Genomic DNA, 20923 nt, shown 5'->3' on the forward strand with positions numbered 1-20923 from the left:
AGCGGTTGATAACCAGCGCAGCCTGCTGGGTGCGTCTCAGAACCGTTTTGAGTCCACCATCAGCAACCTGAACAACACCGTGACCAACCTGACCGCAGCCCGCAGCCGTATTCAGGATGCCGACTACGCGACCGAAGTATCTAACATGTCCCGCGCGCAGATCCTGCAGCAGGCAGGTTCTTCGGTGCTGGCGCAGGCCAACCAGGTGCCTCAGACGATGCTGTCTCTGCTGCGTTAATTGCCGCAAAGCATGCATTAATAAAAACGCCTTCAGTGATGAAGGCGTTTTTCATTTATGGCCTGTCAATATTATCCTCGACCACGCTTCTTTCGTTTGGCTTTCCATCCTAACCACGGTTTTTACGCTATCGGAAATTCAGCGGCGAAAGTGAAACGGCGCTACGGCCTTTCGAGCTCTGCTGATGTTTTTCAGGTATGACTGAAGACCTGGCTGAACCTGTTTTCCGTTAGACGATTAAAAAATATGCCTCTTGCATAAAGTTTTGCTTAGCCCGGACGATAACAATATTGAAGGCGATAAAGCCGCAGGCCAAATACCTGACCCAGTATTTCTTATTAAAGGATATTCATCATGGCAGTCATTAATACCAATACCCTGTCTCTGGTTACTCAGAACAACCTGAGCAAATCTCAGTCATCCCTGGGCACTGCGATTGAGCGCCTGTCTTCCGGCCTGCGTATCAACAGCGCCAAAGATGATGCAGCGGGTCAGGCTATCGCCAACCGCTTCAGCTCTAACATCAACGGCCTGACTGTTGCGGCACGTAACGCCAACGACGGTATCTCTCTGTCGCAGACCGCTGAAGGCGCCCTGTCAGAAGTCAACAACAACCTGCAGCGTGTACGTGATCTGACCGTACAGGCGCAGAACAGCTCTAACTCAGCGTCTGACATCGACTCGATTCAGGCTGAAGTTAACCAGCGTATGCAGGAAATCGACCGCGTCACCAAGCAGACCGATTTCAACGGCATTAAAGTCCTGAACACCGGCTCAGGCAGCACCACCTATAACTTCCAGGTTGGCGCGAAAGACGGCGAAACCATCGGCATCGCGATCAGCTCAAGCGACGGTTTTGACCTGGCCGCAGCGGGTCAGTCTGGTAGTGTTCAGAACACCCGTGCTATGGCTTCAGGCACAGATATCGTTAACGGTAACGCGCGTACCACTTCAGCAGTCGGCTTCGACGTGCTGAAAGGTGCTGTAACGGGTGGTAGCGGTGGTACTGCAACGGGTACTACGCCGCTGGCTGATATCGATAAAGCGATTAAAGCGGTTGATAACCAGCGCAGCCTGCTGGGTGCGTCTCAGAACCGTTTTGAGTCCACCATCAGCAACCTGAACAACACCGTGACCAACCTGACCGCGGCCCGCAGCCGTATTCAGGATGCGGACTACGCGACCGAAGTATCTAACATGTCTCGCTCGCAGATCCTGCAGCAGGCAGGTTCTTCGGTGCTGGCGCAGGCCAACCAGGTGCCTCAGACTATGCTGTCTCTGCTGCGTTAATTGCCGCAAAGCACGCATTAATAAAAACGCCCTCAGTAATGAGGGCGTTTTTTTATTTTATACAAGCATATACCAGGCCAGTCACAGTTTTACGACGGCCTGATATTAGCTGAAGTGAAGCAGTACTGTTTTAAGGCTTTCACCCTTACTGGCTATGCTAAGTGGCTTTTAGATAGCGTCCTGCGCGTAGGAAGCTGCAAAACGTTAGCTCCGTCTTCTGGCGCCTGAAACCTCACGCAGTTATCTCATATTCCCATCCGTGGATATGTTACCGCGGCAAAGATTTTTCAGCGGATAGTCTGCTACTGTCATCCTGTGCGTTACTATCGTTGATTCTTTTTATAATTTCGTAAAGATAGCTTGTTTTAATTAACTGGCAAAACCGCATTTATTAACCTGCCGTGATTATAACATGCATAAAAAAGGTGATACGTAGACGGAATAGGGCGGTGAGGGTTTCAATTGCGCGATAAAGTATTATTGCGTCCGTTACATTACTAATACTATTACACTATTATGGTTTTACAGTAATTCAATGGCTTAGCATCTTTCTCTTCAACAGAAATGCGGTAGTGTTAGAGGTCTATATACTGGTCAGATACTGTGATTTGGTCATGTATATTTTTAATGATGACTTAAAAAACATAAGGTTATGAGTCTTCAGAGAGGTGGGGCTGACAGCCAGTAAGGACGATTTTAAAACTCGGTCAAATAATTTTTCGCAAACCTGTTTTTTCCTTTATTAAGATAAAAAATACCAGTAAGGCTTAAAGTTTTGCGCATAGCGGGCGATAACATTATTGAAGGCAATTAAGCCGCAGGCCAAAAACCAAACCTAAATCTCTTTATGAAGGATACTTATCATGGCAGTTATTAATACCAATACCCTGTCACTGGTTACCCAGAATAACCTGACAAAATCCCAGTCTTCATTAGGTACTGCTATTGAGCGCCTGTCTTCTGGCCTGCGTATCAACAGCGCCAAAGATGACGCAGCGGGTCAGGCAATTGCTAACCGCTTCAGCTCTAACATCAACGGTCTGACCGTTGCGGCACGTAACGCCAACGACGGTATCTCTCTGTCACAGACCGCTGAAGGCGCACTGACCGAAGTCAACAACAACCTGCAGCGTGTACGTGACCTGACCGTACAGGCGCAGAACAGCTCTAACTCAGCGTCTGACATCGACTCCATTCAGTCTGAAGTTAACCAGCGTATGGAAGAGATCAACCGTGTTACTCAGCAGACCGATTTCAACGGCATTAAAGTCCTGAACACCGGTTCTGGCAGCACGACCTATAACTTCCAGGTTGGCGCGAAAGATGGCGAAACTATCGGTATCACTATCAGTTCAAGTAACGGCTTCAACCTGTTCAATACTGCAAGTGCATCAGGTCAGACTTCAGGTCAGACAATCAACGGTAACGCACGTTCAACCGTCGCTGAAGGCTTTGACGTACTGAAAGGTACCGTTACTTCTGGTGGCGCTACAGATGGCAGCCCACTGACTGATATCGATGCGGCAATCAAATCTGTCGACAACCAGCGCAGCCTGCTGGGTGCATCTCAGAACCGTTTCGAGTCCACCATCAGCAACCTGAACAACACCGTGACCAACCTGACCGCAGCCCGCAGCCGTATTCAGGATGCCGACTACGCGACCGAAGTGTCTAACATGTCCCGCGCGCAGATCCTGCAGCAGGCAGGTTCTTCGGTGCTGGCCCAGGCCAACCAGGTGCCACAGACTATGCTTTCTCTGCTGCGTTAATCCTCTTTACAACGCATTCGAACCCTGCCTTTTGGCAGGGTTTTTTTATCTGTTCTGTTGCTATTGATAAGCAAGAATACTGCGCTTTTATAGTGTTTTTGCGCCGATTGACTCTCCCTTGACCTGAGTAGAATAAATCAATCTGGTTTATTTTGATGACATATGGTCAGCAGGAGAGGGTATGAATAACAATATAATGGTGACCAGTCCGTTGCTTCCGCCTCTGGAAGAGTTTATGCCTTATCTTGAAGAGATCTGGCAGAGCAAGCAATTGACTAATGGCGGCCCTTTTCATCAACAGCTTGAACAGGCATTGGCTGAGTATCTGGATGTAAAACATCTTTGCCTGTTCGCAAATGGTACGCTGGCACTGGTGACCGCATTGCAGGCCTTGCGTATCTCTGGTGAAGTCATCACGACGCCTTTTTCCTTTGTTGCCACCTCTCACTCTTTACTCTGGAATGACATAAAACCTGTCTTCGTCGATATCGATCCGGTAACGTGCAATCTCGATCCGGCTAAAATCGAGGCGGCGATCACGCCTCAGACAACCGCCATATTGCCGGTCCATTGCTATGGCATTCCCTGTAATATGGACGCTATTCAGGAAATTGCCGATCGGTATGGCCTTAAAGTGATTTACGACGCAGCCCATGCTTTTTCGGTGAAGCAGGACGGCGAAAGCATACTGAATCATGGCGATCTGTCAGTATTAAGTTTCCACGCGACCAAAGTATTTAATACCTTTGAAGGCGGCGCGATCATTTGCCCAAATGAAAAAATCAAGCGTCGCATCGATTATTTGAAAAACTTTGGCTTTGCAGATGAAACCACCGTTGTTGCCCCGGGCATTAATGGAAAAATGAACGAGATTCAGGCTGCATTTGGCTTATTGCAATTAAAACATATTGACTACGCGCTGGATTGTCGCAGAAAAATTTTTGAGAGATATGTTGCGGCGTTGAGCCATCTTAAGGGCATTTCTTTTAGTTTTGTCCCAGCCGGTGTGGACTGGAATTATGCCTACTGTGCAATTTTTATCGATGAAAGCCTGTTCCCACTTTCTCGCGATGCGATGTATATGCTCTTTAAAGAAAAAAATATTTATGTACGCCGCTATTTTTATCCATTGATTTCAGAATTCCCAATGTATAAAGGCTATTCGTCTTCATCTCCTGATAATCTCCCTGAGGCGTCCTTACTGTCTAAGCAAGTTCTTTGCTTACCCATCTATCCGACCTTAAGTGAAGAGAGTCAGAATGAGATTATTCACGTCATCCTGACAGCCGGTCACGTCAGAGCAGCGTAAATAACAATTTTGCGATGTTCCCACATCGTCATTGAGGCTTAGTATGTCAAAAAGTAATCTGGTGTCTATCCTGATCCCTGCATATAAAAGTGATTATATCGAGGATGCACTAAAAAGTGCTATGCAGCAGGATTACCCTGAAATTGAAATTATCATCTGTGATGACAGTAGCAGCGATGAGCTCGCTCGTGTCGTTGAGCGAGTGAGTCAGGGGAGCCCGCATCCAGTTCACTATTATAAAAACGAAACACGGCTACTGGAACTGGGTAACATAGAGCGGTGCTTATCCTTTGCCCAGGGCGAATACGTTAAATTTTTATATGACGACGATATTCTGCGCTCTGATTGTGTAAGCCGCTTAGTCAAAGCACTCAATGCTTCACCTGATATCATTCTTGCCTCCTCACGTCGGCAGCGTATTGACGAGTCTGGTTATGTGCTGGCTGATATCATGGCAACCGCTTATCCTTTCCGTGGCGATGTTATTTTAGAAGGGCGGGATGTTATTTCATTCCTTTGTGATTACATCATTAATTTTATTGGTGAGCCTTCCTGCGTACTATGCCGCCGCGAAGCCTTAACGGAATTAAATCATAATCCGGTTTACCTGAACGGCCAGGTCCTGCCCTATCTTTATGACCTCTGCATTTATGTTAACCTTTTAGTTAAAGGTAATTTGGCTTTTATCAGTGAGCCGCTTTCGCAATTTAGGGTATCTGAAAGTCAGGTCAGCCATCAGGCTTCATCTCAGGCGGATATTGTCTCTAATACTTATCAACAGTTTCCGTTAATGATTGAGCAGTTAGGATTGTACAAAGGCGATCCTAATGAGAATCAGTCTGTGCGGGTTACGGCGCTTAGTCATCCCCAGAATTATATCAATTGTAATCTTCTTGCTGCGATGAGCAGTGCATTACACTTGTCGGACGGTAACCGCGCGAACAAGAGCTTAAAAGAGTGGCTGGCATTACGTACAGTCACCGATCGTGATTCAGCAAGGATTGATGATTACATCAGCAGCCAGATGTTTAGCACACAGATTGCGGTTTATATCTTATCGAGTGGTGCCGAACCGTTATTTATTGAACAGTCCGTAAATGATATTAATAAAAAGCATATTTCAGGCCTGACGTTGGTACCCGTTATTGTAAACCATAACGGACAATTATCCTGCAATGCTGAAACCATATATGGAAGAAATGATGCGGAAGCAATCAATTCACATATCGAGCAACGTCAGGAACAATGGATTCTGATCATTAATGCGGGAAGTGTGCTTACAGAAAGTGGCTTGTTGCAACTTGCGCTGTCATTACCTTCTGCGGCAGGCTGCAGCGCTGTCTATGCGGATGAAATGTATCAGCAAGCTGGCGAGATTACGGGAACCTCTTTCCGTCCTGATTTTAATCTGGATTTACTGTTAAGTCATCCTGCTGAAATGGCGCGCCATTGGCTCTTTAGCCGTGAGTGTATCGTTAACTCAGGCTTTTTCGATACGCGCTATGTTAATGCATGGGAGTTTGCAGGCATCGTTAAACTTATCGAACAATATGGTACAAACAGTATTGGGCATCTGCCTGAACCACTGGTGATTTCTCATACTTTTTCACTTAATACCAATCCAGAGTACCTGGATATCCTGAGCACACATCTACGTCAACGGGGTTATTCGAATGGTTGGGTCAAAAATACCTGGCCGGGATTGTATAATCTTCGATATGAGCACGCAGAAAAGCCTCTTGTGTCAATTATTATTCCGACTAAAGACCAGTTACCCGTACTGATAACGTGTGTGACATCATTGCTGGAAAAAACGGCTTATAAAAATTATGAGCTCCTCATCGTCGATAACAATAGTGAAACAGCGGAAGCGAAACAGTGGTTATCGGGATTAGAAACTGTTGACCCTGCGCGCATAAAAGTTCTGCGTTTCCCTTATCCGTTTAACTATTCTGCTATGAATAATCTGGCCTCGCGCGAAGCGCGGGGTGAGTACATGGTACTGTTAAATAACGATACCGCCATTATTGATGGTGCCTGGCTTGATGAGCTTCTCAATCATGCACAGCGGCCCGAAGTGGGTGTGGTGGGTGCCAAACTTCTTTTCCCTAACAATACAGTACAGCACGCGGGCGTTTTGTTAGGTCTGAGAGGACCTGCAGAACATCCCTTTATTGGTGAGCCGGCAGATGCAAAAGGCTACATGCGCCGCCTGATGGTCGATCAAAACTACACTGCGGTTACAGCGGCCTGCCTCATGATCCGTAAATCCGTTTATGAATCGGTTGGCGGACTGGACGAAGAGAATTTTAAAGTTTCCTACAACGATGTCGACCTCTGCCTTAAGGTTCGTGAACAAGGCTATCTGACCGTATGGACACCGCACGCCGTCGTGATGCACGAAGGGAGTGTCAGCCAGAAAAAAGTGGATAAGTCTACTCAAGAGAAGAAGATCAAACGATTTACAGACGAGCAGGACAGCTTTTATAAAAAATGGCTGCCGCTAATTGCTAACGATCCTTCTTATAACGCTAACTTGTCACTCAACGGCACTGGTTTTGAGCTGGAACAGGCTTTAGACATGACCTGGAAACCACTGTCATGGAAACCGTTGCCGACTATTATTGCCATGATGGCGGACTTCACCGGTTGCGGCCAGTACCGAATTATTCAACCATTAAAAGCAATGAAGGCGGAAGGGCTGGTACAAGGGCGTCTTTCGGATTACATGCATCACACGGCTGAACTTGCCCGGTATGCTCCTGACAGCATCGTCTTACAGAGACAAATTACTCCGGAATCACTGGAATGGCAGCGTCGGCTGGGGGTATTAAAAAATACCTTTAAAATCTTTGAACTGGATGATTACTTACCTAATCTGCCAATGAAAAGTATTCATCGCGCCAATATGCCGAAAGATATCTTGAAATCGCTTCGCAAAGCATTGAGCCTGGCTGATCGTTTTGTTGTCTCCACGCCCGCTCTGGCTAATGCATTCGACGGTAACCATCATGACATCCGCGTAGCTGAAAATCGCTTGCCTGTTAAAACGTGGGCACATCTTACCAGCTTACGAAACCAGGGTAAGAAACCTCGGGTTGGTTGGGCAGGCGGGTCGAGCCATAGGGGCGATCTGGAAATGATTGCGGATGTTGTTCGTGCCTTTGCAGATCGGGTTGAATGGGTCTTTTTTGGAATGTGCCCGCCAAAACTTCGTCCGTATATTCATGAATACTACAGCGGTGTAGAGATAAAGAAATACCCTGAAAAACTGGCTTCACTGAATCTCGATTTAGCACTGGCACCGGTTGAGGATAATTTGTTTAACCGCTGTAAAAGCAATCTAAGACTACTGGAATACGGCGCATGCGGATACCCCGTCATTTGCAGTGATGTGGAGTGTTATCATTATGACTTACCTGTCACGCGCGTCAAAAACCGTTATAAAGACTGGGTGGAGGCAATCGAGATGCATCTTGATGATCCGGAAGCCTCACGACGTTCGGGCGAGGCATTGCGAAATGCCATCCACAAAGACTGGATGCTTACTGGAGAGCCTCTCCGCCACTGGATGAATATGTGGTTGCCTGATTAATACGTTTTGACATGCAGTAAAGGTAAAAAGAGGGCTTGCCGCGGGTAAGCCCTCTTAATCCTTTAAACACTATCTTCGTGGAGTCCCAAACCCCAGTAAGAATCAGTGTAAACTGTCGATATAAGATAAACACATTCTCCTCGTACACTTTACAACCCGTTTCGGTTATTTCGTATTTATAAAGGATTAAGACGATGACTCAAGTTTATACAGAGGCAACAGGTGCACGACTGAGTACGCAGGCTCAGCGTTTACTGGTGGTGTCCGATAACCAGGAGCTGTCGCTTTATCTTAAAGAGGAACTTGAAAAACAGCCCTTTGAGCTACCCTTCAACGCGGACTTTTGCTACACGTCATTTAACACGAATCCGCAACTAATGATGGCTATTGGAGCGACCCGGATTAATGTAAAAGATGAGTCCACAGTTGAAAGGATCATTCAGGAGTATGATTTGGTTTTCAGTTTGCATTGTAAACAAATTTTCCCTGCCGCCCTTACTGATAACCTATGCTGTATTAACTTTCATCCCGGTCTCAATCCTTTTAATCGTGGATGGTATCCCCAGGCTTTTTCAATTATCAATGGTTTGCCTGTGGGCGCGACAATTCATTTAATGGACGCCGAAGTTGACCATGGCGAAATTATCGATCAGCAAGTAGTTAAAGTGAAAGTTTCAGATACTTCTTTGACAGTTTACAGAAACGTCATCGCAACAGAAAAGTATCTCATAAGTAAAAATATTTTTACTATCATCTCCGGTTCATATACGACAAAGAAACCACAGGCAGAAGGGAATTACAACGGAATTAAGGACTATAACGCGCTGTGTGAATTAGATTTGAACTCTGTCGCTACGCTTGATGAACATTTGAAAATATTGCGTGCGACAACGCATGGTGACTTTAAAAATGCGTTTTTTCGTGATGAGAATGGTAAAAAGTATTTTGTAAGGATAATCATCGATGAAGATTTTTAAAAGATCACCTCTTATCGCGCTCCGTTCGGAGTGAGTAATGTACGCACCTCCTCAGAGTGAGCTCTATCTCCGATAAGATTGCTATGCAAAGACGCAAGGATTTTATATTTATGAGTTTTGATCGTGTTTAGGGAAATAATACGATTTTATTTGTGGTTTTGCTTACTGTTATTACGCTTTTCTCATCCTTAGCTGTGATGCTTAATACTTTCTAATGTAGTAAGCACTTTTCTCTATCCTGCATCATTACACTCGCATTGCTCAAATAACCATATTCAAAAAAGATAACGTTTATAGATTGAAAAAATAAGCTGAGAAATGAACAGAGGCAAACGGGTGACATTTGCTAGCAGGCAGGCAAGAGGGAGATTTTGATTACACTATACTTCAATAATGAGGCGATAGCCTTGATATGAAATGCTTATGTATCAGCCAGTTAGATTGCTTTATAACTGGCTGGTACATCTTTGTCGTGTAAACATTACCCCATTATGACAACCTCTGCTAAGAGGCTATTTTATAGTTTTTATAAATAGTTAGCAGATAACTTTGCCAGTCTGAGGTTTTTATATTCATTTTTTTGATTTTATCACAACATAATTGTGAATTTAACGGTCGAACCGCAGCGGTTGGATAATCGGTGCTGCGAATGCCGAATACTGAAATATCTTTTTTTACTGCGATAAAAAGCGCTTGTGCAAACTCACACCAACTTACGGGCTCATCACCACAGTAATGATAAATCCCCCGCGCTTCAGGCTGTACAGCAAGAAGAATCATTGCCTGGGCCAGATCGCCTGCGTAGGTAGGGCAACCGTACTGATCATTCACCACCTTTATCTCATGACGCGTTTCCGCTAAATGGAGCATCGTGTCGACAAAGTTACTTCCATATTCACTAAAAACCCAAGAGGTACGGATGATTATGGCTTCAGGTAAGATATCTATTACGCGCTTTTCACCTTCCCACTTGCTCAGACCATAAAAATTAATCGGGCAGGGCTGATCGCTTTCGGTGTAAGCGGTTTTTTTAATGCCATCAAAAACGTAGTCAGTAGAAATATGAATCAGACGAGCACTGACCAGTTTGGCCGCCTGAGCCAGATTCTCTGGGCCGATGGCATTAACTTTGAGTGCGCGTGTACGGTCAGTTTCTGCCTTGTCGACTGCCGTGTACGCAGCCGTATTCATGATGACATCAGGCTTGAATTTTTTAACAATACGCATGACTGCTGAACGGTCGGTAATATCCAGCTCTGCTGACCCACACGCCAGGGTAATCCAGTCTGTGGGAAAGCGATCCAGTATGCAGCGGCCCAGTTGACCATAAGCACCTGTTAGTAAAACGCGCATCAGAGCGACTCCTGCGGTAATGTTCCTTGCTGATCATTTGCACACAGTATCAACAGCAGTACTGGCGATAGAAAAGTCACTTTGCGGTTATTCCTCATTTGGCAGGTGTGGTCCTTTAGGTAATTGTTTCAGCAAGGTTTCCTGGAAGCCCTGATCTCAGGCCATGCCCCTTAACTCTCTGGAAATTGTCACCCGTTCTGCAATCAACCCATTCACGATGGGCATGTATGACGTCCCCCCTATTCACTTCCTCTAGAACCGGTCTACGCTTGCAGAGTGATGATGAAAGAATACGAGCTTGCAAGTGAAACTAATGGCAAGAATAACCGATAAAAAAGCAGGTAAAGTAAAGGATAAGCTAAAGACGCAGCGCACAAGCGGAAAAGACACCCGGTCATCCGCGACGAAAATACCTGTTTTCTCGCGTAATAAGGCAAATGTGACGTACTTAAACGGCAGGATTTTAATCCGGACGGGGAAATAATAAAAAAGTCATCGCAGCGTTACAGTTCATTACAACTATGCCGATAATCCCCTTCAGAATGACTCTCATTTTGATATAACTTTTCATGTTCTGGGGTGGTTATGCGCTTTAACTATGACCTGCTTCCGGGCGAACGCCTTTCTTTTGAAGAGATCGCCCGGCGTTATGCACAGCAATACCCTGATGAGAAAGAACTGACGGCGCGTGCGCTGCTGAGTCCTTCAACCAGCTATCGAACGTTAAAAATTCGTGCTGTCTTTGCTCAGGAAGAGAGTAACAGTCCTCTGGAAGACCTGTTGTTCATTGCTAACGACAATGAACGGAAAAACTATTTGCGCCGTTTTGAGTACTACCTTAAACAGCAGCAGCCTTTTCACTATTTTCGCCGTGGAAAAGAGGATGAGGATAATCGCTGGAAGGTGATAGGGAAAAGCTATGTCTATGCCATGGTCGATCCCCATTCTGCGCAGGCGCAAAACCTGATCAACAGCCGGGGTTATAAACTGGTTTTGATGCGTGAAGATGAAGAAGATGCCTGGTGGCAGCTGTTCAACGTGCAGTCTAACCCCTGTTTCCCGCAGTCTCGTCGCATCCAGTTTATTGTGGTACTGAGCACGCCCGAACATAAGATTCCCGCTGCAGTTATGCCTGGTACTGAAGTGGGGCGGCGAGTCAAAGCCAAAGTGTTGCAGAAAGCCAGCCAGTCAGAATTTATGGCGGCCGTAAAAGCGCGCTACGGTGCCTGTATTATTACCGGAACCAGCCTTCTCGACCCGCATCAGTGGCCGTGGGTTGAAGCCTGCCATATCGACACGCGAGAAAACGATGAAGGTTTTCTGGCAGACAACAGTGTGGATAACGGGTTGTTCCTGCGTAGCGATTTACAGCGGCTTTTTGTCAACAAAATGATAAGCATTGATGGTGATTCCGGGCAGGTGCGTTTTCATGCGGATGAAAAAACGCGTGAAAGCATTGGTCCGTTTTATCAGGAGATGGAAGGGCAGGTTTGTGCACTGTGGGAAAACGTGCCATCCGCAACCCGCCAGCGTTTACTGTCACTACGTTAGTCTGTCTGTACAGAGCGGGACCTCCCGCTCTGAAACATCACAAATTTGAAATAACCTTGGTTTATCCCGCCTATTCAGCCAATCAAAAGCCCTACAGAATTGCATAATCATGCCGATAACTTCATTAACGCAGGGTAGTCAACGTGAACGATCTCTATACCGCCGATGGCGTGATGGACAAACATTCGCTCTGGCAGCGCTACGTCCCACTGGTACGTCATGAAGCACTGCGCTTACAGGTCCGCCTGCCAGCCAGTGTTGAACTTGACGACCTGCTTCAAGCCGGGGGCATTGGTCTGTTGAATGCGGTGGAGCGCTATGACGCGCTTCAGGGTACCGCCTTTACCACGTATGCAGTACAGCGCATCCGTGGGGCCATGCTTGATGAGCTTCGCAGCCGGGACTGGGCGCCGCGTAGCGTCAGACGAAATGCTCGTGAGGTAGCCGGGGCTATGCATCAGGTCGAACAGATGCTGGGTCGGGCCGCTTCTGAACAGGAAGTCGCGCAACAGTTGAATGTTTCGATAGAAGAGTACCGGCAGATTCTGTTGGATACCAACAACAGCCAGCTCTTTTCGTACGATGAGTATCGAGAAGAACACGGTGACAGTGCGGAACTGGTGACGGAAGGGCACGAAGAGGCCAATCCACTTCATCAGTTAATGGAAGGGAGTCTGCGTGAACGCGTCATTGAAGCGATCGAGGCGTTGCCCGAGCGCGAGAAGATGGTGCTGACACTGTACTACCAGGAAGAACTGAATCTGAAAGAGATTGGCGCGGTACTTGACGTGGGGGAATCCCGAGTCAGCCAACTGCACAGTCAGGCGATAAAACGCTTGCGTGCCCGACTTACGGGAGCGCGCTAGAAGGCTCAGTTCCTGGCGATCTATAAATAATAAGAAATCGGGGACTCAACAGTGGGAGCCAAAACCAAAGCCAGACCTTTAAGTCGTTATCTTAAAGACTACAAACACAGCCAAAACAATTGTTCACACTGTGGCAAAGTATTAGACCGTATGGCGCTGGTCTTTCGTGGCCAGATCATCAATAAAGAGGCCATCGCACGGATGGACCAAATGATTGATGAGCCGCTTTGGCTAAAACTGCAGCCAGAATTAACGGCACTTTGTCGTTTTTGCAGCGATATTTTTTGTAATACGCATCCTAATTATTTTGACATCATGGCCTTCAAACAATATCTGTTTGAACAGACTGAAATGAGCCCAAGCACCATTCGTGAATATGTGGTTCGCTTACGTCGGCTTGACGATATGTTGAAGGCCAGAAATTTTCCGGCTGAAAAACTCACAGGCAATAGCTGGCATCAATGCCTGGAAGAAGACTTACCCGATGCAGGTAATAACAATTATCGTATTGCGCTTCGTAAGTACGACCAGTTTTTGGGCTGGCAGCAACGTTAAGGGATCGGGTAAAAGTGTCAGGCAGGTTTTCCTCTGACATTCTGTCTCCCACCCCATTTTCCCCTGTCCACAGGGGGAAAATGGGGAAGTTGTGTAACAGCCGGTGGATACTTGCCCGACCGCTTCTCCGTTCATCACCTGAGTTTGAATTCAGGATGATCCTTTCTGCATCTTCTGTAACACTGTAAAGATCACTGCTCTGTGCCCAACTGGAGGCCGCATTGTCTTTACATCTTATTCATCAGTTTCCCCGTATCGAACTTCTGGGCGCACCGACGCCGTTAGAATACCTGCCCCGATTATCGGACCATCTTGGCCGCGACATCTTTATCAAACGTGATGACGTGACGCCGCTGGCGATGGGCGGCAACAAGCTGCGTAAGCTGGAGTTTCTGGCCGCAGATGCCCTGCGTGAAGGCGCAGATGTGTTGCTGACTGCGGGTGCCATTCAGTCAAACCATGTGCGGCAGACGGCGGCGGTCGCCGCGAAACTGGGCCTGAAATGCGTAGCGTTACTGGAAAATCCGATTGCGACTCAGAGTGAAAACTACCTGACCAATGGTAATCGCCTGATGCTGGACCTGATGGATGTTGACGTAGTGATGGTCGATGCCCTGACCCATCCCGCTGCGCAGCTGGCGGAACAGGCGGAACGTCTGGAGGCGCAGGGTTTCCGGCCTTACGTGCTACCTGTGGGCGGCTCAAATGCACTGGGTGCGCTCGGTTACGTGGAATGTGCCCAGGAGATTGCGCACCAAAGTGAAGGCGTAGTGGATTTTGCGGCGGTGGTCGTGGCGTCAGGCAGCGCCGGAACCCATGCGGGCCTGGCCATAGGACTGGAGCAGCTCTTGCCAGAGACCGAGTTGGTTGGCGTAACCGTGTCGCGTAAAGTCAGTGAGCAATTGCCTAAGGTTGAAGAACTACGTCAGGCGCTGGCGACGCAGTTAGCCGTGCAGGCGCAGGCACCTATAACGCTATGGGATGAGTATTTTTCTCCGCGCTACGGCGAGCCGAATGAAGAGGGCATGGCGGCGGTGAAAATGCTGGCCCGTCTTGAAGGCATTTTTCTTGATCCCGTTTATACCGGTAAAGCGATGGCCGGTCTTATTGATGGGATTAACCAGAATCGTTTCCGCCGTGAAGGCCCGTTGTTGTTTGTGCATACAGGCGGTGCACCGGCGTTATTTGCTTATCACCCTTCGGTCTGAGACGCGGCGCAAAAAAGGGTTATAATTCAGGCGTTATTTTGACGTCTTATGCGAAATAACGCCCATAATGACAGAGCGGCAAACCGTGTTTAGCCGCTTAACACCACACTGATAAATAATAAATGGGGTAAACATGGCTTTTTCACAGATTCGTCGCCAGCTGGTGACGGGAATGATGGCTGTTGCGCTGGTTGCAGGCGTCAGCGTTAAAACCTTTGCGGCAGAGAATTTACTGACGCAGGTTAAAAGCAAAGGCGAGCTGCGTGTGGGCCTGGAAGGCACCTATCCCCCTTTCAGTTTTCAGGATGAAAAGGGCAAGCTGACGGGTTTTGAAGTGGAGTTCGCCCAGGAACTGGCGAAACACATGGGGGTGAAAGCCGAGCTTAAACCGACCAAGTGGGATGGCATGTTAGCCGCCTTAGATTCCAAACGTATTGATGTGGTGATCAATCAGGTCACGATCTCCGATGAGCGTAAAAAGAAGTATGACTTCTCTACGCCCTATACCATTTCAGGTGTGCAAGCGCTGACGCTGAAGAAAAACGCGGGCAGCATTACCAAACCAGAGGATCTGGCCGGTAAGAAAGTCGGTGTGGGCCTGGGGACGAACTACGAACAGTGGTTACGTGCCAACGTCAAAGGCGTGGATATCCGTACTTACGATGATGACCCAACCAAGTATCAGGATCTGCGTTCTGGTCGCGTTGATGCGATTCTGGTCGATCGTCTGGCAGCCCTGGATCTGGTGAAGAAAACCGGTGATACCATGGCGGTAGCCGGTCCGGCATTCTCCCGTCTGGAAGCGGGCGTGGCAATGCGCAAAGGCAATGAAGACTTGCTGAAAGCGATCGATCAGGCCATTGCGGACATGCAGAAAGACGGCTCACTTAAAAAGCTGTCAGAGAAATGGTTTGGCGCGGACGTAACGAAATAATGCAGGAAAGTTTACAACTGGTGCTGGATTCAGCACCTTTTTTACTTAAAGGCGCGTTGTTCACGCTACAGCTCAGTATCGGCGGGATGTTCTTTGGGTTGATACTGGGCTTTTTGCTGGCCCTGATGCGTTTATCGCGCTTCTGGCCGGTAAACTGGCTGGCGCGTATCTATGTGTCCATCTTTCGCGGCACGCCGCTCATCGCGCAGCTGTTTATGATCTACTACGGTCTGCCGCAGTTTGGCATTGAGCTGGACCCCATTCCGTCGGCGATGATTGGGTTATCGCTGAATATGGCGGCCTATGCATCGGAGTCGCTGCGTGGCGCAATTGCAGCGATTGAGCGTGGTCAGTGGGAAGCGGCTGCCAGTATCGGCATGACGCCGTGGCAAACCCTGCGTCGGGTTATTCTGCCACAGGCTGCCCGCACCGCGTTGCCACCCCTGGGAAACAGCTTTATCAGCCTGGTAAAAGATACGTCACTGGCCGCCACCATTCAGGTTCCTGAACTGTTTCGCCAGGCGCAATTGATTACCTCGCGTACCCTGGAAGTGTTCACCATGTACCTGGCGGCTTCGCTGATCTACTGGGTGATGGCCACCGTGCTGTCAGCATTGCAAAACCGTCTGGAAGCCCACGTTAACCGTCAGGATCAGGAGGCGAAATGAGTGCAATCGACGTTCGCCAGTTGGTGAAAAAGTTTAACGGACAAACGGTACTGCACGGCATTGACCTTGACGTCGCGCCCGGTGAAATTGTCGCCATCATCGGCCCCAGCGGCTCGGGCAAAACTACGCTGTTGCGCAGTATTAACCTGCTTGAAGTGCCTGACGCCGGTCGCATTAAAGTGGGGGATATCACCATTGATGCCAGCCTGGGCATCCACAAGCAGAAAGAGCAGGTGCGCCTGTTGCGCCAGCAGGTGGGCTTTGTCTTTCAAAACTTCAACCTGTTTCCCCATCGCTCGGTGCTGGAAAATATCATTGAAGGGCCGGTGATTGTAAAAGGTGAAGCAAAGGCGGACGCAATTGCCCGCGCGCGGAGCCTGCTTGAAAAAGTCGGGCTTCACGGTAAAGAAGACAGCTACCCAAGGCGTCTCTCCGGCGGTCAACAGCAGCGTGTTGCCATTGCCCGTGCGCTGGCAATGCGACCCGAAGTGATTTTGTTTGATGAGCCGACGTCTGCGCTGGACCCGGAGCTGGTGGGCGAGGTGCTGAACACTATCCGCGCGCTGGCACAGGAAAAGCGCACTATGGTGATTGTCACGCATGAGATGAGTTTTGCCCGCGACGTCGCCGACCGCGCCATTTTCATGGATCAGGGACGCATCATAGAACATGGACCGGCTAAAGCGCTGTTTAGCGATCCGCAGCAAGCGCGGACTCGACAATTTCTCGATAAATTTCTTAATCAATAAACGCCGACGCCGCCGGAATAAGGCGGCGTTTCTTGCCGTGCCCTCTGCTTTTATTCTCTCAGTTTCTTCTGAAAATTTACATTTAGTATTATTTTAATGGTTTGATTTTGATGGTTTTATTCCGGATTAGCTTCTGCGCGAGTAACAGACTGTAACTTTTAAGAGCCGCCTGATTGAGACCTGCGTGAAAATATAAATAATTCTTCACAAATTCATCGCACGATCAGGACGAAATAATGAGTCAGGACAGAAAGGAAATCCTCTGGATTAATACCCTAAAAGGAGGATGCATCTTACTTGTGATATTGCATCACTCCATCATCACCACGTTCGCACCTTCGCTCCCTCATCTGAGTGCCGGTCTGTTCCCGGCTCACTGGTGGGTAGCATTTAATACCTGGCTTTCGCCCCTGCGGATGCCTGCATTTTTCTTTGTGTCCGGACTGCTGGCCGCCAATTCGGTCGTGAAGAAAAGCTGGAAAGCGGTCTTTACCAAGAAGTTCAGCAATATTGTCTACCTCTACCTGCTGTGGGGCGTGATTCAATGGCTGAGTATCCACTACATCTCAACCCATCTGGGCGAGCGGCTGTCGAGCAGTAAGAATGCCGCCTATGCTGATTCCCCGCTGGAGTTTATCAAGCTGTTAATGCTGTCGATGACCAGCCTGTGGTACTTGTATGCGCTGGCCGGATTCTTCCTGGTGACCAAGCTTTTTCATCGACAGAAAATAGTGCTGGTCGTATTCGCGATTGCGGCGAACTATGCGGCGCAGTTTAGCCTTATTCCCGGATGGGGACCGGCCAGCGTCGCGCAAAACTATCTCTATTTCTTACTGGGCGTCTTTTTCAGCGCGGCATTAATTGAACTCAGCGGTCTGAAAGGTCGTCACTGGCTGTGGCTGGGCGCAATAGCGCTGATCGGCATCCTTCATCATGCGGGCGGCATTTATAAAAATCCGTTTTACAGCCTGTTGACCATCGTCTTTGGCATTGTGCTGTGCCGTTTTCTTAACGCGCATTTCAATATGGCCTGGTTGAATTACATCGGCCGCAATACGCTGCAGATTTATGTCTTACACCGTATTTTTATCGAGTTAGTGGGGCTGAGCGCCATTTCCCTGGCGCTGCATTATGGCTGGTTCGGCAATGCGGGCTTTAGCTGGGGTTGGGCGCTGTTGATGCCGTTAACCGGCGTGGCGGTGTGTACGTTGCTTTCGCTGTTGGTCTGGACGCTGTTGAACCGTGGACCCGGACGGATACTGTTTATCCACCCGCGTTTACTCAGTAAGCATCAGGCGGAAACGCAAACCTCATCATCCTGAATTCACGGGCCAGCTTACTGGCCCGTTTTTTGTCTACGTTAATCTGGCGTGCAGATGCCTTTGATGACCAGATGCTGAATCAGAATAATGGTTTTCGCGTCAATGATGGTCCCCGCATCAATCATGGCAAGCGCCTCTTTAATCGGCACCTCAATCACCTTGATATCTTCGCCTTCGGCGGCAATACCCCCGCCCGCGTTTATTCGCATCTCACGGGTAAAAGGGGCGATAAAAAAGTGCAGACGCTCGGTAACGGAACCGGGGCTCATGAATATCTCGCCAATCTTAGTGACGTCATTCAGCTTGTATCCCGTTTCTTCTTCCGCTTCGCTTCTGATGGCCTGAATGGGGTCACGTGCGTCGAGCAATCCTGCACAGGCTTCAATCAGCTCAAAGTGATGACCGATCAAAAAAGCAGGCATGCGGAACTGACTGGTCAGGATGACCGTCCTGTCGTCGCGGTTGTAGAGCAGGATGGTCGCACCGTGACCGCGATCATAAGCTTCACGGGTAAAGCGCTGTTCTGTGCCATCGGTGCGCACATAGGTCATATCGTATTTGGTCAGGGTGCCCCAGTCGTTTGCCAGTATCTGCTGGTCGTTAACGGTAGCGGTAGTGGCAACGGGCGTAAAACGCGTCTGCTTCATGATGACATTCCATTTGTGAGTAAATCAGAAACAACCATTCAGACAGCGCGTGCCGAATGGAAAACTGAAAAATTAATCCTGAATCCGTAAAAGCCAAAATGGCCTTTTTAGCCTGTCTGCGTTATTCCGCAGGGCATAAATAAAAAAGACGAATAAGCTATTAACGGCATTTATCCACACGACCCGTGCGCCCTCTCTGTTATTCAGGTGATATCCGGACCTGAAATTACCCTAAAGGCGGCAGGAGAAGGGGCAACATGATTAATACGTTTCGACGTAGGGAAAAATGTTTTTCCGGCAAACTCTTTTACCTGGAGGACTGACTCACTCGCGATTGTCGGATGCATTGAAAACGCTCACCTGCACTTACGTTGAGTGGCCTGTCTCAAAGTACAGTTAACGTAATGGCAAAAATAGCGTTAAGCAAGTACCGACAGAGAAAATTCATAGTAAAGTCATATTCCATTGTGGATGGGCGATCCTGATTTATTCTGACGCTCAATGAATGTTACCGACGTCAAATTAAAGCCGGCATAAATGTCAAAGAATATCCTTTATTGTAAAGCTGGGTTCTAAACCGTTTCCGACAGATAACTTTAAGACTTTCGCTACATTCAGGTGACAGGACATACGGAATACTTTCCACATAACGGTCATATGAGCAGCGCGAATTCGTTTTTTCTGGAATGACACCACGGCGGAAATTCCCTGATGAAGCACAATGAAAAAGAACACATTGCATGGATTAATACGCTCAAAGGCATCTGTATCCTGCTTGTTGTGCTGTACCATACGGTGTTGCCCGGCTTTGAAAATACGCTAAAAGACCTGAGCGCGGGCGTGTTTCCCGCAGAGATGTGGGTACTGTTCAATAGGTTATTATCCCCACTGCGTATGCCTGCCTTTTTCTTTGTTTCAGGTTTGTTGGCCAGCAATGCCATTGTTAATCGCCCCTGGAAGCACATCACGACCAGCCGAATCACTAATTTGTTTTACCTGTACCGTGTATGGGGAGCCATTCAGTGGTGGTCAATCGTGGGGATTTCAACAGAAATCACCGGACAGCGTATTTCACAAAATCTTAATGCGGCCTATGCGGGATCGCTGGCGGAGTTTCTTACGCTGACATTTCTGGCGATGAGTACCTCATGGTACTTATATGGCTTAGCGATCTACTTCCTGTGCGCCAAACTTTTTCAGCGTTATAAGGTGCCATTGCTGGTCGCGGCAACGCTGCTCAATTACCTGGCTGTAGAAAAGGTGATTCCCTTCTGGGGGCCACAGAGTCTGGCGCAGTATTTTGTGTTCTTCATACTGGGGGCGTTCTGGTGTACGCAGATGCTGCGTTTGAGCGAGTGGCGACGGGAAAATGGCTTGCCGTGGTTGTTGCTGGCGCTGGTGGCAGGTCTGCACGGCCTGTTCGGTGTGGATAAGCGCCTTTTCGTATCTGTCCTTGCCATCCTCATCAGTATTGCCGCCTGCCGTTGGTTAAATCAGATCAGCAGCATGGCCTGGCTCAACTGGATGGGGCGTCATACTTTACCCATTTACGTTCTCCATCGTATCTTTATTGAGTATTTCGGTATGACGGCCATTTTATTGGCACAGCGTCATCAGCTGTTTGAATTAGCGTGGTTTTCCTGGCTGTGGGCCTGCCTGTATCCGCTGGTGATTGTGGCCCTCTGCTCACTCTGTTCCATTGCCGTCTGGTCGCTGACGAATCGGGGAGCAGGGCGCGCGCTGTTTATCTTTCCAACCCTGATAAAACGGCCAGTCTGCCCTGGCACCTGACCACGCGTTTGGGGCATAACGTCTGGCCGGGGCGAGCTATCAGCGGTTTGAAAAAGAGAAATGAACCCGGCCAGCGATGAGGTGGTCGGGTTCACGTCCGT

The 20923-nt window shown here is 48.4% G+C and carries 17 protein-coding genes; 15 read left to right on the forward strand and 2 right to left on the reverse strand.

From position 1 onward, the window contains the following. The 6 genes from CMR03_RS05245 to CMR03_RS05270 form a co-directional block, all read left to right on the forward strand. The coding region (locus tag CMR03_RS05245) for a flagellin (protein ID WP_262959167.1) at positions 1–238 on the forward strand (238 nt) is incomplete at its 5' end. Between the two features lie 354 nt (positions 239–592). Beyond that, the gene (locus CMR03_RS05250; RefSeq protein ID WP_096010991.1) at positions 593–1528 is read left to right on the forward strand and encodes a flagellin N-terminal helical domain-containing protein; all 936 of its coding nucleotides are present in this window, start codon (positions 593–595) and stop codon (positions 1526–1528) included. An 863-nt stretch (positions 1529–2391) separates the two neighbouring features. Continuing rightward, positions 2392–3297, forward strand: a complete 906-nt coding sequence (locus CMR03_RS05255; protein WP_096010992.1) for a flagellin N-terminal helical domain-containing protein — start codon at positions 2392–2394, stop codon at positions 3295–3297. 181 nt (positions 3298–3478) lie between these two features. Continuing rightward, positions 3479–4606 (forward strand): DegT/DnrJ/EryC1/StrS family aminotransferase, encoded by a 1128-nt coding sequence (locus CMR03_RS05260; protein WP_096010993.1) that lies wholly within the window; start codon positions 3479–3481, stop codon positions 4604–4606. A gap of 43 nt (positions 4607–4649) precedes the next feature. Then, positions 4650–8201, forward strand: coding sequence for a glycosyltransferase (locus CMR03_RS05265; protein WP_096010994.1), 3552 nt, complete (start codon positions 4650–4652; stop codon positions 8199–8201). Between the two features lie 194 nt (positions 8202–8395). Beyond that, positions 8396–9178 (forward strand): dTDP-4-amino-4,6-dideoxyglucose formyltransferase, encoded by a 783-nt coding sequence (locus tag CMR03_RS05270; RefSeq protein WP_096010995.1) that lies wholly within the window; start codon positions 8396–8398, stop codon positions 9176–9178. Between the two features lie 504 nt (positions 9179–9682). Here CMR03_RS05270 and rfbD read toward each other — a convergent pair. Beyond that, positions 9683–10531 (reverse strand): dTDP-4-dehydrorhamnose reductase, encoded by an 849-nt coding sequence (rfbD, locus tag CMR03_RS05275; protein ID WP_096010996.1) that lies wholly within the window; start codon positions 10529–10531, stop codon positions 9683–9685. Positions 10532–11116: 585 nt separating this feature from the next. On the opposite strand from rfbD, the gene CMR03_RS05280 reads away from it, so the two are divergent. The 8 genes from CMR03_RS05280 to CMR03_RS05315 all read left to right on the forward strand — a co-directional run bounded on the left by CMR03_RS05280 (position 11117) and on the right by CMR03_RS05315 (position 18384). Then, positions 11117–12082 (forward strand): HNH endonuclease signature motif containing protein, encoded by a 966-nt coding sequence (locus CMR03_RS05280; RefSeq protein WP_096010997.1) that lies wholly within the window; start codon positions 11117–11119, stop codon positions 12080–12082. Positions 12083–12225: 143 nt separating this feature from the next. Continuing rightward, positions 12226–12948: an RNA polymerase sigma factor FliA gene (locus tag CMR03_RS05285; RefSeq protein ID WP_063879957.1), complete on the forward strand. Its 723-nt coding sequence runs from the start codon at positions 12226–12228 to the stop codon at positions 12946–12948. Positions 12949–12999: 51 nt separating this feature from the next. Continuing rightward, positions 13000–13503: a flagella biosynthesis regulatory protein FliZ gene (gene fliZ, locus CMR03_RS05290; protein WP_063879956.1), complete on the forward strand. Its 504-nt coding sequence runs from the start codon at positions 13000–13002 to the stop codon at positions 13501–13503. A gap of 221 nt (positions 13504–13724) precedes the next feature. Next, on the forward strand, positions 13725–14711 hold the full coding sequence (locus CMR03_RS05295; RefSeq protein WP_096010998.1) for a D-cysteine desulfhydrase: 987 nt from the start codon (positions 13725–13727) through the stop codon (positions 14709–14711). Between the two features lie 133 nt (positions 14712–14844). Next, on the forward strand, positions 14845–15645 hold the full coding sequence (gene tcyJ, locus CMR03_RS05300; protein WP_096010999.1) for a cystine ABC transporter substrate-binding protein: 801 nt from the start codon (positions 14845–14847) through the stop codon (positions 15643–15645). After that, positions 15645–16313, forward strand: coding sequence for a cystine ABC transporter permease (gene tcyL / locus CMR03_RS05305; protein ID WP_063879953.1), 669 nt, complete (start codon positions 15645–15647; stop codon positions 16311–16313). Before tcyJ ends, tcyL begins: the two co-directional genes overlap by 1 nt. Beyond that, complete coding sequence (gene tcyN, locus CMR03_RS05310; RefSeq protein WP_096011000.1) at positions 16310–17062, forward strand: L-cystine ABC transporter ATP-binding protein TcyN; 753 nt, start codon at positions 16310–16312, stop codon at positions 17060–17062. The genes tcyL and tcyN overlap by 4 nt, the downstream gene beginning before the upstream one ends. Before the next feature lie 236 nt (positions 17063–17298). After that, positions 17299–18384 (forward strand): acyltransferase family protein, encoded by a 1086-nt coding sequence (locus CMR03_RS05315; RefSeq protein WP_096011001.1) that lies wholly within the window; start codon positions 17299–17301, stop codon positions 18382–18384. A gap of 38 nt (positions 18385–18422) precedes the next feature. Here the strand turns inward: CMR03_RS05315 and CMR03_RS05320 are convergent, their stop codons facing one another. Further along, a complete protein-coding gene (locus CMR03_RS05320) occupies positions 18423–19031 on the reverse strand; it encodes an NUDIX domain-containing protein (protein ID WP_063879950.1) in 609 nt (202 codons plus the stop codon). Positions 19032–19742: 711 nt separating this feature from the next. Here CMR03_RS05320 and CMR03_RS05325 point away from each other — a divergent pair. Continuing rightward, the gene (locus CMR03_RS05325; protein WP_096011002.1) at positions 19743–20822 is read left to right on the forward strand and encodes an acyltransferase family protein; all 1080 of its coding nucleotides are present in this window, start codon (positions 19743–19745) and stop codon (positions 20820–20822) included. Positions 20823–20923 lie beyond the last annotated feature (101 nt).

This window comes from Pantoea allii (assembly GCF_002307475.1).
In the GTDB taxonomy this organism is placed as follows: Bacteria; Pseudomonadota; Gammaproteobacteria; order Enterobacterales; family Enterobacteriaceae; genus Pantoea; species Pantoea allii.

Excerpts from the sequence above, each read along its gene's own strand:
- CMR03_RS05250 (WP_096010991.1), top strand. The coding sequence starts at position 593 with ATGGCAGTCATTAATACCAATACCCTGTCTCTGGTTACTCAGAACAAC.
- CMR03_RS05255 (WP_096010992.1), top strand. The coding sequence starts at position 2,392 with ATGGCAGTTATTAATACCAATACCCTGTCACTGGTTACCCAGAATAAC.
- CMR03_RS05260 (WP_096010993.1), top strand. The coding sequence starts at position 3,479 with ATGAATAACAATATAATGGTGACCAGTCCGTTGCTTCCGCCTCTGGAA.
- CMR03_RS05265 (WP_096010994.1), top strand. The coding sequence starts at position 4,650 with ATGTCAAAAAGTAATCTGGTGTCTATCCTGATCCCTGCATATAAAAGT.
- CMR03_RS05270 (WP_096010995.1), top strand. The coding sequence starts at position 8,396 with ATGACTCAAGTTTATACAGAGGCAACAGGTGCACGACTGAGTACGCAG.
- rfbD (WP_096010996.1), bottom strand. The coding sequence starts at position 10,531 with ATGCGCGTTTTACTAACAGGTGCTTATGGTCAACTGGGCCGCTGCATA.
- CMR03_RS05280 (WP_096010997.1), top strand. The coding sequence starts at position 11,117 with ATGCGCTTTAACTATGACCTGCTTCCGGGCGAACGCCTTTCTTTTGAA.
- tcyJ (WP_096010999.1), top strand. The coding sequence starts at position 14,845 with ATGGCTTTTTCACAGATTCGTCGCCAGCTGGTGACGGGAATGATGGCT.
- tcyL (WP_063879953.1), top strand. The coding sequence starts at position 15,645 with ATGCAGGAAAGTTTACAACTGGTGCTGGATTCAGCACCTTTTTTACTT.
- tcyN (WP_096011000.1), top strand. The coding sequence starts at position 16,310 with ATGAGTGCAATCGACGTTCGCCAGTTGGTGAAAAAGTTTAACGGACAA.
- CMR03_RS05315 (WP_096011001.1), top strand. The coding sequence starts at position 17,299 with ATGAGTCAGGACAGAAAGGAAATCCTCTGGATTAATACCCTAAAAGGA.
- CMR03_RS05320 (WP_063879950.1), bottom strand. The coding sequence starts at position 19,031 with ATGAAGCAGACGCGTTTTACGCCCGTTGCCACTACCGCTACCGTTAAC.
- CMR03_RS05325 (WP_096011002.1), top strand. The coding sequence starts at position 19,743 with ATGAAGCACAATGAAAAAGAACACATTGCATGGATTAATACGCTCAAA.